We start from the raw sequence: 14,607 nt of genomic DNA, 5'->3' as shown, positions 1-14,607 counted from the left end.
AGCATCGAGGGTATGCGCGTGCTGATCGTCGAGGACGAACCAGAGCTGGCGGACGGCATCCGCGCGGGCCTGCGCCTGGAGGCGATCGCCGCCGACGTCGCGGGCGACGGCCACACGGCCCTGGAGCTGCTGAGCGTCAACGCGTACGACATCGCCGTCCTCGACCGGGACATCCCCGGACCGTCGGGCGACGAGATCGCCCGGAGCGTGGTCGCGTCCGGCAGCGGCATGCCGATCCTCATGCTGACGGCCGCCGACCGGCTCGACGACAAGGCGTCGGGGTTCGAGCTGGGCGCCGACGACTACCTCACCAAGCCCTTCGAGCTGCGCGAGCTCGTGCTGCGGCTCCGGGCGCTCGACCGCCGCCGGGCCCACCACCGTCCGCCGGTGCGGGAGATCGCGGGCCTGCGCGTGGACCCCTTCCGGCGCGAGGTCTACCGCGACGGCCGGTACGTGCCGGTGACCCGCAAGCAGTTCGCCGTCCTGGAGGTGCTCGTGGCGGCCGACGGCGGCGTCGTCAGCGCCGAGGACCTGCTGGAGCGGGCCTGGGACGAGAACGCCGACCCCTTCACCAACGCGGTGCGGATCACGGTCTCGGCGCTGCGCAAGCGGCTCGGCGAGCCCTGGGTGATCGCCACCGTGCCGGGCGTCGGCTACCGGATCGACGTGCCGGCGCCCGCGGAAGCCGGCCGTGGATAGGGCGCCCGGCCTGAGCGTCCGCCTCAAGCTCACGCTGAGCTACACGGGGTTCCTCATGCTGGCGGGCACGCTCGTGCTCGGCGTCGTGTGGGTGTTCCTGCTGCGGTACTCGCCCCGGGACGGGATCGACTCCCTGCGCGAGCTCCTCAACCCCGGGGTGTTCATCGGCGGGTGGGGCCCGCGGGTCTTCCTGCCGGCGGCCATGCTGGTGATGGCGTTCCTGCTGGTGTTCGGCCTGGTGGGCGGCTGGTTCCTCGCGGGCCGGATGCTCGCCCCGCTGGCGCAGATCACCGACGCCACCCGCCGGGCCTCGGGCGGGTCGCTCGCGCACCGGATCCGCTTGCCCGGCCGCCGCGACGAGTTCCGCGAGCTCGCCGACTCCTTCGACGCCATGCTCGCGCGGCTCGAGGCGCACGTCGCCGAGCAGCGCCGGTTCGCCGCCAACGCCTCCCACGAGCTGCGTACCCCCCTCGCGATCGCCCAGACCTTCCTCGAGGTAGCCCGCAAGGACCCGGACGGCGACACCGGCGAGCTCGTCGAGCGGCTGCACGCCGTCAACTCCCGGGCGATCGACCTCACCGAGGCGCTGCTCGTGCTCAGCCGCGCCGACCAGCGCTCCTTCACGCCGGAGCACGTCGACCTCTCCCTCCTGGCGGAGGAGGCTACCGAGACGCTCCTGCCGCTCGCGGGACGACGCGGCGTCACGATCGAGACCTCGGGCGACGTCACCCCGACCACCGGTTCGCCGGCGCTCCTGCTGCAGCTGACGACGAACCTCGTGCACAACGCGATCGTCCACAACCTGCCGGACGACGCCGCCGAGCCCGGCACCGTGCACGTCCACACCGACACCCGGCCCGGCGGCGCGACCCTCGTCGTGGAGAACACCGGGGAGCGGCTCACCGAGGGGCTGGTCTCGACGCTCGCCGAGCCGTTCCAGCGCGGCACCGAACGCGCCCGCGCCGCCCGGACGGGCGCCGACCACGTGGGGGTCGGCCTGGGCCTGGCGATCGTCCGGAGCATCGCCGAGGCCCACGACGGGACCCTGTCGCTCGCGCCCCGGCCCGGCGGGGGCCTGCGCGCCACGGTCCGGCTGCCGCCGGGGCCCGTCTGACGGCGGGCCGAGTCTGACGGCGGGGCGGGTCTGACGACGTGGCGCACCTGACGGCAGGGCCCGGCCGACCGCGGGCGCACCCGACGGTCGGGCACATCCGACGGCGGGACGGGTCTGACCGTGGGGCCCGTCTGACGGCGGGGCGCGCGCCGTCCGCGGGACGCCGGCGGTGCCGTGCGCCGGCTGCGGTGTGTGGGGCGACGGACCAACCATGCAGTTGCTGCCAGGTGGAACTCTCGCCTGGCAGCAGGTGCATGGTCGACGACCAGTCGGACGCACGGGCCGGCTAACTGGTCAGGGAGCGGCTCGATGGGCTTGGCCGGTCGTGCGCCTGGCCATGGCGCACCATGCAGTTACTGCCAGACGGAACTCTCGCCTGGCAGTAGCTGCATGGTCGATCGTCGACGCCTTCGGGCCGTCAGCCTTCCTGCGCCGCTGCCCAGGCGTATGCCGGGTCCGTGGCGAGCAGGTCCTCGTGCCGGCCGCGGGCCACGACCGTCGCGGGGGCGCCGGACGCCCCCGGGGCGCCGTCGGCCAGGAGCAGCACCTCGTCCGCGACGGCCAGCGGTGTCAGCCGGTGCGTCGCGACGAGCACCGCGCGCCCCGTCGCGCGGGCGTGGGCGGCGACGGCGTGCACCAGCGCGTCGGCGGTCCGCCCGTCGAGGTGCTCGGCGGGCTCGTCGACGAGCAGCACCCGCGCGGGCGCCAGCAGCGCGCGCGCCACCAGCAGCCGACGGCGCTCGCCGCCCGACACTGCCGCGGCGTCCGTGCCGACCACGGTGTCCAGGCCCGCGGGGAGCGCGGCGAGCCACGCGCCCAGCCCGACGGCGTCCAGCGCCGTGCGGGCCTCGTCGGGCGTGACGTCACCGCGCGCGACCCGCAGGTTCTCCAGGACGGTGGTGTCGAAGACGTGCCCGTCCTCGGCGACGAACAGGGCGCTGTTCTCCGCGTCCCGGGTCCGCGCGGTCGGTAGTTCGTCAGGTGATCGGTAGTCCGAGCTGCCGACCACCTGACAAGCTGCCGACCTTCCGCCACCGACTCCGCCGGAGGCCGGCGGGATCAGCCCGGCCGCCGTCATCAGCAGCGTCGTCTTGCCGACGCCGGACGGCCCGGCCAGCGCGACCACCGAACCCGGCCGCAGCGTGAGGGAGACGCCGTCGACGGCCACGACCGGCCGTCCGTCCGGACCGGGCCAGCCCGCGGCGACGTCGTCGAGCACGAGCAGCGCCCCGTCGTCGCCCACACGTCCCTCGTCGCCCACGGCCCGCGGCGTGTCAGACGCTGAGGTCACTCCGGTGACCTGTGGGTCTGACACGGGGGAGGGCTCGGGCAGCAGCGCCAGCAGTCGTCGCGCCGCCTCGCGCGACCGGTGCAGCTGCACCGCAGCGGCGGGCAGCCCCGCCGTCGCCTCGAACACGGCGAGCGGCGTCAGCACGATCACCGTCAGCGCCTCGGGCGACAGCGTCCCGGACAGCGCCGCCGGGATCCCGAACGCCAGCGCCGCCAGCACCGCCACGCCCTGGGCCAGCGCCCCCAGGGCGGCGGCGAGCCCGGAGGTGCGGGCGCCGTCGTCGGCGACGGCGGACAGGCGCGCGTCCGCGGCGTCCAGGTCACCCAGCCGCGCGCCGAACCGGCCGGCGACCCGCAGCGGCGCCGACTCCTCCAGGAGCTCCAGCGACAACGCCGTCACCTCACCGCGGGCTGCCGCGCCCCGCGCCTCCGTGCGGGCCGCGGCCCGCGCCGCGAGCCATGGCGTCACGACGCCCGCGAGCACCAGGCAGACCGCCAGCGCGAGACCCGCGGCCGGCAGCAGCACGCCGAGCAGGATCACCGACCCCAGCGACGTCACGACCGCGACCCCGGCGGGCACCATCGCGCGCACCACCACGTCGCCGACGTCGTCCACGTCCTGGCCGATCCGCGCCAGGAGCTCACCGCGCCGAACCGTGACCGGCCGGTCGTCGGCGGCGAGCCGCTCGTACAGGTTGGCGCGCAGGGCCGCCATCCCGCGCAGCGCGACGTCGTGCGAGGCGAGGCGCTCGCAGTAGCGCAGCACGCCGCGCCCGATGCCGAACGCCCGCACCGACACCACGGCCACCGACAGCGTGAGCACCGGCGGCATCTGCGACGCGCGGGCGACGAGCCAGGCGGCGACCGCCGCGAGCCCGATCGCGCAGGTCAGCGCCAGCGTGCCGAGCGCGATCGCGGCCGCGACCTTGCCCGGCCGCACCTCCAGCAGGGGCAGGATGCGCCGCAGCGGATCGGCACCGGGACCGCCGCGCGAGCCGCGGGCGGCACGGCGCGGGCCGGGAGGGGACGCGGTCGGCCGGGCCGGGTCCCGGGTCACCTGGTCGTTCATCGTGCCTCCTGACCGTTCGTGGGACCGGACGCCGCCGCCGGGTCCGTGCCGAGCGGCGGGGCGACAGGCGAAGCGACAGGCGCATCGGCAGCCGGAGCGACAGACGCATCGGCAGCCAGGGCGACAGCCGCCGGGTCCGCCGCCGAGCGGACGTCGATCACCTGGTCGGCGAGGGCCAGCAGCGAGGCCCGGTGTGCGACGACGAGCACGGTGCGGCCCGCGTCCCGCCAGGCCCGCACGGTGTCGAGCACGGCCTGCTCACCGCGCGCGTCCAGGTGCGCGGTGGGCTCGTCGAGGATCACCAGCGGCCGGGCCGCGGCGTCGTCGAGCAGGGCGGAGGTGAGCGCGACCCGCTGGCGCTGCCCCACGGACAGTCCCACGCCGCCGAGCCCGATGCGGGTGTCCCAGCCGTCGGGCAGGCTGCCGACGACGGCGTCCAGCCCCGTCAGGCGGGCGGCCTCCGCGAGGGCTCGGTCCTGGTCGGTCCCGGTGGCGCCGTCGAGCACGACGTCGCGCAGCCGCCCCGGCGGGAGCGCCGGCCGTTGCGGCACCCAGGTGAGTCCCGACCACCACGCGTCGAGCCCGCCGGAACCGGCGTCGGCCAGTCCGCGGAGCGGGGCGCCGTCGGGGATGCCGTCCGCGGCACTGCCCGCACCGTCGTCCGGCAGCAGACCCACGCGTCCGGCGTCCGGTTCGAGCAGGCCGAGGACGGTGAGCACGGCGGTCGACTTGCCCGACCCGCTCGGCCCGCGCAGGGCCACGACCCGGCCCTCGCCGGGCGCGCCGGATCTCAGCGGGATCCGCGCGGACAGCCCGGCCGGGGCGATCACGCCGCGGCCCCCGGCGCGCACCGAGACGCCGTCGAGCACGAGCGTGTGCGGCACGGGGACGCGCGCCGACCGGACGCCGTCCTTCGCACCCGCCGAGCCACCCGACCCCGCCGAGCCTCCCGAACCCCCGGCCCCCGCCGCACCGCCCGAGATCAGCGCGAACGCCCGGTCCACCGCGGCGACGCCGTCGACCGAGGCGTGGAACTCCGCCCCGACCCGCCGCATCGGCAGGTAGATCTCGGGGGCCAGCACGAGCACCGCCAGCGCGGGCTGCAGCTCCATGGCGCCCTCGACGAGCCGCAGCCCGACGCCCACGGCGATGATCGCCACGGACAGCGTCGTGAGCAGCTCGAGCACCATCGACGACAGGAACGCGATGCGCAGGGTGCCCATCGTGGCCCGGCGGGAGGCGTCGCCCAGGGCGCGCACCCGTTCGCCTGGCCCGAACGACCGGCCGAACGCGCGCAGCGTCGGGAGCCCGGCCACCAGGTCGAGCACCTGGGCGCCCAGCCGTTCCACGGTGGCGAGCCGCCGCTGCGACATCCCCGCCGTCAGGCGGCCGACGAGCACCATGAACATCGGCACGAGCGGCAGCGTCACGATCGCGATCAGGGCGGAGACCCAGTCCAGCCCGAGCACCACGCACACGAGCGCGGGCGTGACCAGCGCCGTCAGCACGAGCTGCGGCACGTACCGCACCAGGTAGGGCTCGAGCGCGTCGAGGCCGCGCGTCGCGAGGGTCGCGACCTCGGCCTCCGGGCTCGCCCCGCTCCCGCCGCCCGACGTCGCCGCGGGGCCGGGCGCCGTCGTCGGCCACGCGGCCCGGGGCCCGCGCAGCGCCCAGGCCTCCACGACCGCCCGGCGCAGCTCGGCGATGGTGCGGGCGGCGGCGCGCAGCGCGTACCGCTCCTGCGCCCAGGCGACGACGGCGCGCCCGGCCACCACCGCCGCGAGCCCGGCGAAGGACCACGCCAGCGCGGGCGCGGACGTGCCGTCCCCGCGCACTACCGGGGTCAGCAGCGCGGCGATGAGGAGCGCCTGCGCGACGATCAGCGCGGCGGCGGCCACACCGAGGCCGACCGTGAGCGCCACGTACCAGCGGGCCGCGTGCACGTGGCGCAGCAGGCGGGGGTCGAGCGGTTTCATGTCGAGAGGGTCCCGTAGCCGGACGGCGTCAGAACGCCGACTCCTTGATCTTCTTCCAGCTCAGGCCGGCCGGGGCGGGGATGTGGTCCACCGTGAGCCGACGCCGGAAGACCCAGTAGGTCCAGCCCTGGTACAGGATCACCAGGGGCGTGAGGAACACGGCGACCCAGGTCATGATGGTCAGGGTGTACGGGGTCGAGGAGGCCTCGGCGATGGTCAGCGAGTTGCCGCCGTCCAGGCCGGGCATGACGTCGGGGTACATGGAGCCGAAGATCAGCACGACCGCCGCGACGATGGTCACGGCCGAGAGCCCGAAGGCCCAGCCCTCGCGTCCGGCGCGGTTGGTCAGCGCGACGCCGACCAGGCCCAGCGCGGCGACCACGACGACCGCCCAGGTCCAGGTCACCGAGAACGCGACCTGCGCCCAGACCGCCCAGCCGCCGGCCACGAGCAGGGCCACCAGGGACAGCACGCCGGCGAGCCGCCGGGCGCGGGCCCGGATCTCGCCGTCGGTCTTGAGCGCCACGAACACCGACCCGTGCAGCAGGAACAGCACGAGCGTGGTGGCGCCGCCGAGCAGCGCGAACGGGTTGAGCAGGGCCCAGAAGCCGCCCACGTACTGGTGCGCCTCGTCGAGCTGGACGCCGCGGACGAGGTTGGCGAACGCGACGCCCCAGAGCACGGCGGGCACCCAGGAGCCCACCTGGATCGCGATGTCGCAGCGGCGCGCCCACACGGCGTCGGCGATCTTGCCGCGGTACTCGAAGGCGACCCCGCGCACGATCAGGGCCACGAGGATGAGCAGCAGCGGGAGGTAGAAGCCGGAGAACAGGGTGGCGTACCACTCGGGGAAGGCGGCGAAGGTGGCGCCGCCCGCCGTGATCAGCCAGACCTCGTTGCCGTCCCAGAGCGGTCCGATGCTGTTCACCAGCACGCGCCGCTCCTTCTCCCGGTGCTCGGCCCTGCCGCGCGGCAGGATCGACATCAGCATGCCGACGCCGAAGTCGAACCCCTCGAGCACGAGGTACCCGGTCCACAGGATCGCGATGATGAAGAACCACACGAGTGCGAGGTCCACGGTCACTTCCTTGTCTTCGAAAGGCTGAGCTTCAAGGGGCTGATGTGCGTGCGGCCGGTCTGCGTCAGTTCAGGGAACATGAGGCGCGCTCGGTCAGTAGGCGAACGAGAGGGGCCGGTCGGAGTCGTCCCCGGCCGCCTCGGGCGACTCGTCGCGGACGGTCTTGGGCACGCCCTCGATCGCGTACCGGTGCATGAGCCGGTACCAGACGAAGGCCAGCACGCCGTAGAGCAGGGTGAAGACGATCATCGAGGTGAGCACCATGCCGGGGCTCACCACCTCCGAGACGCCGTTCATGGTGAGCAGCCGGATCTGGTCGATCCCCGTGGGGTTCGGGGTGACCACCCAGGGCTGGCGGCCCATCTCCGTGAAGATCCAGCCGAACGACGACGCGAGGAACGGCGTGGGGATCGCGATGATGCCGATGCGGGCGAGCCACTTGTTGTCGCTGACCCGGCCGCCGCGCGTGAACCAGAGCGCGGCCAGCGCGAGCAGCACGGACCCGGCCGCGAACCCGATCATGAGCCGGAAGCTCCAGTAGGTGACGGCGAGGTTCGGCGTGTACGAGATGTCGTTGCCGGCCTCGTCGGTGGCGCCGAACTTCTCCGAGTACTGCTCCTGCACGTCGTTCACGCCGGGCAGGAAGCTGTCCGGGCCGGAGAAGTGCCCGGTGCCGAGGTAGCTCGCCAGGCCCGGCACCTCCAGGACGTGCCGCACGCCCTCGCAGGAGTTGGAGAGGTCGCCGATCGTCAGGATCGAGAAGTTCGCGGCCTCCTCGCCGTCGCACAGCGCCTCCGCGGACGCCATCTTGCCCGGCTGCTGCTCGAACATGAGCTTGCCCTGGACGTCGCCCGACAGCGCGACGCCGACGCCGGCGACCAGCATGACGACCGTGCCGAGGATCACGGCGGGGCGGTACACGTTGCGGGCGAGCTCGACGGACTCGGGCTGCTTGGTCCGGGCCAGGCGCACCATCCACCACGCGGCGATACCGGCCACGAACGTCCCGGCGGTCAGGAAGGCTGCGGCGACGGCGTGGGGGAAGGCCGCCCACAGCGTGTTGTTGCCCAGGATCGCCCAGATGGACTCCATCTCGGCGCGACCCGTCTCCGGGTTGTACCGGGCGCCGACGGGATGCTGCATCCATGAGTTGGCGGCCAGGATGAAGAAGGCCGACAGGTTCACCGCGACGGCCACGGCCCAGATGCAGGCCAGGTGCACCTTCTTGTTCACCCGGTCCCAGCCGAAGATCCAGACGCCGAGGAAGACCGACTCCACGAAGAACGCGGCGAGGGCCTCCATGGCCAGCGGGGCACCGAACACGTCGCCGACGAACCGCGAGTACTCGCTCCAGTTCATGCCGAACTGGAACTCCTGCACGATCCCGGTCACGACGCCGAGCGCGAAGTTGATCAGGAAGAGCTTGCCGAAGAACTTGGTCAGCCTCAGCCACCGCTCGTTCCCGGTCCGGACCCAGGCGGTCTGCATGATCGCCACGAGGGGCGCCAGACCGATCGTGAGGGGGACGAAGATGAAGTGATAGACGGTGGTGATGCCGAACTGCCAGCGTGCCAGGTCGAGAGCTTCCACTCCGGGCTCCTGTGGTTTCTTCGAACGGCTCTGTCCCTTTGGACGCTAGGCCTGATCTGCCAGGTCCGCGCGTTGCCGCGGGGTGAATCCGTCGCTTGTGAATGTCTTCACAAGGCACTGTACACGCACTCGGGGTGCCGTTCGGCGCGTTGTTGTCCGCGCCTTCAGCAGGGGCGATGCGGAAGGGGTCTCCTGTGCGATACTGGTCGAACCCGCGTAGGCCCACATCCCTGCGCGGCCTGCAGAGTCCAACACTGCCCGCGATCCGCACGCGGTGCCGCAGTCACGCAGAACGTGGCCGCAGGCGTCCGCGAAGATCGTAGGAACAGGGCCGCAGCCGAGACTTCCGTCCAGATGTGTCGCTTCGCCGCGATGCATCCACCGGACGACCGACCGCCTGGCGGTCCGCGTGGTGTGGGGCGGACGCCGGGCTACAGGAGCACCTCACGTGACGCCTTCCAGCACCACCGGTTCGACCATCGGGTCACAGGATGATCACGACGCACCTGAGGCGAACGCCCAGGTCACCACTGGTGGGGAGGCCTCGGCGGACGCGACGTCCACCAAGCGCCCGCGTCGTCGCGCCACCCGGTCCGTCGTCTCGACGGCCAAGCACGTCGAGCCCATCGTGGTCGGTTCGTCCGACACCCCCGCGACCCCGGCCGAGGGTCAGCCCGTGACCACGGGCGGCACCGCAGCCGTCGCCACGCCGACGACGCCCGCGGCCGGTGAGCCGGCCGCCAAGCGGCCGCGCCGTCGCGCCACGCGCGGCGTGTCCACGCCCTCGGCGACCGAGCCGGCTCCGGCCGCGCCCGTCGCCGAGCCGGCCCAGGACCAGCCGGTCGCCGCCGAGCCCGTCGTCGCCGAGGCTGCCGAGCAGGTTGAGGCGACGCAGTCCGAGGCAACGCAGGCTGAGGTAACGCAGGCTGAGCTAACGCAGACTGAGACAGATCTCACTGCCGGCGTCGCCCCCGAGGTTGCGCCCGCCGCCGAGCCTGTTGTCGCCGAGCCTGCTGCTGCCGAGCCCGAGGCCGTCGTCGCGGCCGAGCCCGCGGCCGTCGCCGAGCCCGAGGCCGCCGAGCCCGAGCAGCAGCCGGAGGCCGCCGCGGAGGAGTCCGCGCCGGTCGAGATCGACCTCCCCGAGCCGGTCGCGGCCGCCGAGGCGCCCGCTCGCGGGGTCGTCAGCCTGGACGACATCGTCCTGCCCGGCGGTCCGGCGGCCGAGGCCGCCCCCGCCGAGAAGTCCGCGCCCAAGCGCCGCAGCCGCAAGAAGGCCGAGCCGGTCGCCGACGTCGACACGACGGTCGAGCCCGCCGCCGAGGTCACGCAGGAGCCTGCTGAGCAGGTCGCCCCGGAGCAGTCCGCCCCGGAGCAGGCCGCCGAGCCGGCCCCCAAGCGCAGCCGTTCGCGCCGCAAGCCCGCCGCCGAGGCGACCCCGGCCGAGGAGGCCCCGGCCGCCGCCGCGGCTCCCGCCGCCGAGGAGCCCGCGCGGTCCCGCACGCGCCGCGGCGGCCGCCGCCCGGCGTTCGAGCAGCCGGAGGCACCGGCGCAGCCCACGCAGTCGCCCGCCGCGACCACCTCGGGTACCCGGGTGCCGCGCCTGGCCACGACGGCGCTGCTGTTCCAGGCGCCGGACGACTCCGCGCGCCGGTCGCGCCGCGCCCAGGCCCCGGCCGGTCCGCCGCGCCCGCAGGACCTGACGCCGCAGTTCGCCCGTCCCGTCGCGCGCCCGGTCGAGCCGGCCGCCGAGAAGCCGGCGACCCCGGCCGAGACCCCCGCGCCCGCCGAGCAGGCTGCCGAGCAGGTTGCCGAGACTCCGGTCGCGACGCCCGCGGCGTCCGCCACCGAGACGGCCCCGGAGCCCCGTACCCGCAGGTCCGGCTCCCGCCGGGCCGTGCGCCGCACGGGCCCGAGCGCCGAGCAGCCCGCGCAGACCCCGGCCGAGCCCGCCGCGCAGGAGAGCGCGCCGGCCGAGACCGAGCCCACGCCGGAAGCACCCGAGGCATCCGAGGCCACCGCCCCGGCCGCCCCGCAGTTCGTCGCCGCCGACCTGAGCGACGACGACGCCGCGGCGGTCGACGAGGTCGGCGCCATCGAGGAGGAGCTGGTCGCCGAGGGCGTCGAGCTCGAGGAGCTCGCCCCGGGTGACTTCGAGGAGTACGACGACGAGGACGTGCGCCCGTCGCGCCGTCGTCGTCGGCGGGGTGGCCGCGGACGCCGTGGCGGCCGCACCAACCGCTCGGACGACATGGACGACTCGGCCGACGAGGACCAGGACGACGAGTCCGAGGAGGACGCCCAGGCGTCCGACGACGAGGACGGCGACGCCGAGGACTCGGGGCAGGACTCCGCAGAGGGCGACGCCGAGGGTGAGGCCGAGGGTGAGGCCGAGGGTGAGGGCGGCAGCCGTCGTCGTCGGCGTCGTCGCCGGGGCACCCGCGGTGAGCGCGCCGAGGCCGCCGCCGCACGCTCCAGCCGCAGCGACGAGGTGACCGCGCTCAAGGGCTCCACGCGCCTGGAGGCGAAGCGTCAGCGTCGCCGCGAGGGCCGTGACCACGGCCGTCGTCGCCAGATCATCACCGAGGCCGAGTTCCTGGCCCGCCGCGAGTCGGTGCAGCGGTCGATGATCGTGCGCGAGAAGGACGGCCGCACGCAGATCGCCGTGCTGGAGGACGGCGTGCTCGTGGAGCACTACGTCTCGCAGCAGTCGCAGGCGTCGATGGCCGGCAACGTGTACCTGGGTCGGGTCCAGAACGTGCTGCCCTCCATGGAGGCCGCGTTCGTCGACGTCGGCAAGGGCCGCAACGCCGTGCTGTACGCGGGCGAGGTCAACTGGGACGCGGCGGGCCTGGAGGGCCAGCCGCGCCGCATCGAGCAGGCGCTGAAGTCGGGCGACTCGGTGCTGGTGCAGGTCACCAAGGACCCGATCGGCCACAAGGGCGCGCGCCTGACGAGCCAGGTCACCCTGGCCGGCCGGTACCTGGTGTTCGTGCCGGGTGGCGGCATGACCGGCATCAGCCGCAAGCTGCCTGACACCGAGCGGTCGCGCCTCAAGAAGATCCTCCGCGAGGTCGTGCCCGACGGCGCGGGCGTCATCGTGCGCACCGCCGCCGAGGGGGCGAGCGAGGAGGAGCTGCGCGCCGACGTCCAGCGCCTGCAGGGCCAGTGGGACGCCATCCAGGCCAAGTCCAAGAAGGCGAACGCCCCGGCCCTGCTCCAGGGCGAGCCGGACATGGCGATCCGCGTGGTCCGCGACATCTTCAACGACGACTTCTCGTCGCTGGTGGTGCAGGGCGAGGGTGCGTGGGACGAGATCGCGCACTACGTCGAGGAGCTGGCTCCCGACCTGCGCGAGCGCGTGTCCAAGTGGGTCGAGAACACGGACGTGTTCACGGTGCACCGGGTGGACGAGCAGCTCGCCAAGGGCATGGACCGCAAGGTCTGGCTGCCCTCGGGTGGCTCGCTGGTCATCGACCGCACCGAGGCCATGACGGTCGTGGACGTCAACACCGGCAAGTTCACCGGTGCGGGCGGCACGCTCGAGGAGACCGTCACGCGGAACAACCTCGAGGCGGCCGAGGAGATCGTGCGGCAGCTCCGCCTGCGCGACATCGGCGGCATCATCGTCATCGACTTCATCGACATGGTGCTGGAGTCCAACCGTGACCTGGTGCTGCGTCGCCTGGTCGAGTGCCTGGGCCGGGACCGCACCAAGCACCAGGTCGCCGAGGTGACGTCGCTGGGCCTGGTCCAGATGACGCGCAAGCGCGTGGGCCAGGGCCTGGTCGAGGCGTTCTCCGAGACGTGCGAGCACTGCAAGGGCCGTGGCTTCATCGTGCACGAGGAGCCGATCGAGAAGCAGGGCTCCGGCTCCGGCTCCGGCTCGGGCGCGCCCGCCGCGGTCGAGGAGAGCCCGCGGGCGGCGCGTTCGCGCCGCAAGCGCGGCAAGGAGGCCAAGGAGAAGGCCGCTCCGGCCCAGGAGCCGGCGGCGCCCGTCGCCAGCCTGCCCGAGGAGCGGTCCGAGGCGCGCGAGGCCGTCAAGGCCACGCTCGCGACGATCGCCGCCGCGGCGCAGCACGCACACGAGACGCACGAGACGCACGAGACCAAGGACGCCGCGGAGGACGGTCCCGCCACGCTGGACGAGATCCAGCTGCCCTCGGCGGGCTCCGGCTCGTCGAACCCGGCCGCCCCGGCGGACGGTGCCGCGCCGGCTTCCGCGGGCTCGTCCGCCGACGCCGGTTCGCCGGCGGACGCAGCGCCGTCGACGGACGACACGCCGGAGGGGGGCTCCGGCACTGGGCAGCCGGAACCGCCCAAAGGAGCTGGCGACGAGGTCGCCTGAGCAGAAGAAGGGCTTCTGGGCGCGGCTGATGGGCCGCTGACCTGAACCCGACGAGGGTCGCCACCGCGAGGTGGCGGCCCTCGTTTTTTGTGCCCGGAGACTCCTTCGGAACTCGTCGGGCAAACCTGTTGCGGGCAGGCCACGTTCTGTGGTTCATTAGTCGAGTAATGAACCAACGAGGCGTGACCGAGACGACGGAGACCGAGATGACGACGACCGCCGCGAGACCGATGACTGCCCGGCTCGGGTATGTCGACAACCTGCGGATCCTGCTGACCGTGCTGGTCCTGGCCCACCACAGCGCGCTGACCTACGGCGCGCTCCCCATGTGGTACTGGACCGAGCCCAGCGAGAGCCTGTCCGGGCTCGCCCTCGTGGCGTTCGTCGTCGCGAACCAGCTCTGGTTCATGGGCTTCTTCTTCCTGCTCTCCGGCCTGTTCGTGCCGGGCTCGGTGGACCGCAAGGGGCCGGGCGCGTTCGCCCGCGACCGGCTCATCCGGCTCGGCGTCCCGCTGATCGTGTTCTGGCTGGTCGCGCGGCCGGTGCTGTCCCTCCCGGGCTGGCCCGAGCACCGCGACCAGGGGGAGTCGTTCCTGCAGTTCTGGTTCACCGCGGGCGACCCCGGGCCCATGTGGTTCGTCGAGGTGCTCCTGGTGGTCTCGCTCGGCTACGCGGCCTTCCGTGCGCTGCGAGCCCGGTCGGCCGCCCGGCGTGGCGTGCTCTCGGCGGCCGCCGACGGCGTCGTCCTTCCGCAGACGGAGGCACGCCCCGTCACCTTCCGCCTGATCGCCGGGCTCGTCGCCGTCCTGACCCTCGTGACCTTCGTCTGGCGCCTGGCCGTGCCGCTGGGCACCTACTGGACGGGGGTCGGCCTCCCGACGCCGGCCTACCTGCCGCAGTACGTGCTGCTCTTCGTCGTCGGCCTGCTCGCGGCGCGCCGCGGCTGGCTGACGTCGCTCACGGTGCGGCAGGGTCGCGTCGCGCTGATCGTCGCTATCGTCGGGGTCGGCCCGGCCCTCGGCGCCTCGGCCCTCGCGTCGGCGCCCGACGCCGGGGTCCTCGCCCTGGTCGCCCAGAGCCTCGTCGAGAACGTCGTCGCCGTGGGCGCGGCCCTCGGGCTGCTGGTGCTGTTCCGGGAGCGGTTCTCCGGGCAGCCGGCCTGGGCCCGGTTCGCCGCTCAGCACTCGTTCGCGGTGTACGTCATCCACCCGCTGGTGCTGGTGGGCGTGGCGATGCTGTTCGCGCCGCTCGTGGCTCCCGCGGGCGTGAAGTTCCTGCTCCTGCTCGTGCTGTCGGTGCCGCTCTGCTGGGGCGCCGCCTACCTGCTGCGCCGCGTCCCGGGCGTGGCCCGGGTGCTGTAGGTCCCGCAGGGGCCGTTGCCGGGCGAGGCCCGGAGAACGTGTTCGCAGGGGGATGGGTAACGGAGACGTAGCAGTGCTACGTCTG

Annotated in this window: 8 protein-coding genes; 4 read left to right on the top strand and 4 right to left on the bottom strand. The window is 74.1% G+C overall.

The annotated features are described in order from the left end of the window. The first annotated feature begins 12 nt into the window (after positions 1-12). A complete protein-coding gene (locus tag ACFU5G_RS09875) occupies positions 13-699 on the top strand; it encodes a response regulator transcription factor (RefSeq protein WP_377243159.1) in 687 nt (228 codons plus the stop codon). Then, positions 692-1,813, top strand: a complete 1,122-nt coding sequence (locus ACFU5G_RS09870; RefSeq protein WP_377243157.1) for a sensor histidine kinase — start codon at positions 692-694, stop codon at positions 1,811-1,813. The genes ACFU5G_RS09875 and ACFU5G_RS09870 overlap by 8 nt, the downstream gene beginning before the upstream one ends. Before the next feature lie 418 nt (positions 1,814-2,231). Here the strand turns inward: ACFU5G_RS09870 and cydC are convergent, their stop codons facing one another. The 4 genes from cydC to ACFU5G_RS09850 form a co-directional block, all read right to left on the bottom strand. Beyond that, complete coding sequence (gene cydC, locus ACFU5G_RS09865) at positions 2,232-4,172, bottom strand: thiol reductant ABC exporter subunit CydC (protein ID WP_377243155.1); 1,941 nt, start codon at positions 4,170-4,172, stop codon at positions 2,232-2,234. Continuing rightward, positions 4,169-6,148 carry a thiol reductant ABC exporter subunit CydD gene (gene cydD, locus ACFU5G_RS09860; protein ID WP_377243153.1) on the bottom strand — a complete coding sequence of 660 codons (1,980 nt, stop codon included), beginning with the start codon at positions 6,146-6,148 and terminating at the stop codon, positions 4,169-4,171. The genes cydC and cydD overlap by 4 nt, the downstream gene beginning before the upstream one ends. A gap of 28 nt (positions 6,149-6,176) precedes the next feature. Next, positions 6,177-7,226, bottom strand: coding sequence for a cytochrome d ubiquinol oxidase subunit II (gene cydB / locus ACFU5G_RS09855; protein ID WP_377243151.1), 1,050 nt, complete (start codon positions 7,224-7,226; stop codon positions 6,177-6,179). A gap of 93 nt (positions 7,227-7,319) precedes the next feature. Beyond that, positions 7,320-8,816: a cytochrome ubiquinol oxidase subunit I gene (locus ACFU5G_RS09850; protein WP_377243150.1), complete on the bottom strand. Its 1,497-nt coding sequence runs from the start codon at positions 8,814-8,816 to the stop codon at positions 7,320-7,322. 448 nt (positions 8,817-9,264) lie between these two features. Here ACFU5G_RS09850 and ACFU5G_RS09845 point away from each other — a divergent pair, with 448 nt between their 5' ends. Together ACFU5G_RS09845 and ACFU5G_RS09840 are read left to right on the top strand one after the other, a co-directional pair. Further along, positions 9,265-13,161, top strand: coding sequence for an Rne/Rng family ribonuclease (locus ACFU5G_RS09845; RefSeq protein ID WP_377243148.1), 3,897 nt, complete (start codon positions 9,265-9,267; stop codon positions 13,159-13,161). 182 nt (positions 13,162-13,343) lie between these two features. Beyond that, complete coding sequence (locus ACFU5G_RS09840) at positions 13,344-14,522, top strand: acyltransferase family protein (RefSeq protein WP_377243146.1); 1,179 nt, start codon at positions 13,344-13,346, stop codon at positions 14,520-14,522. Positions 14,523-14,607: the final 85 nt, after the last annotated feature.

Origin of the sequence: Promicromonospora sp. NPDC057488, assembly GCF_042802395.1 — a bacterium.
In the GTDB taxonomy this organism is placed as follows: Bacteria; Actinomycetota; Actinomycetes; order Actinomycetales; family Cellulomonadaceae; genus Promicromonospora.
This window is presented reverse-complemented; position numbering and strand designations above follow the sequence as displayed.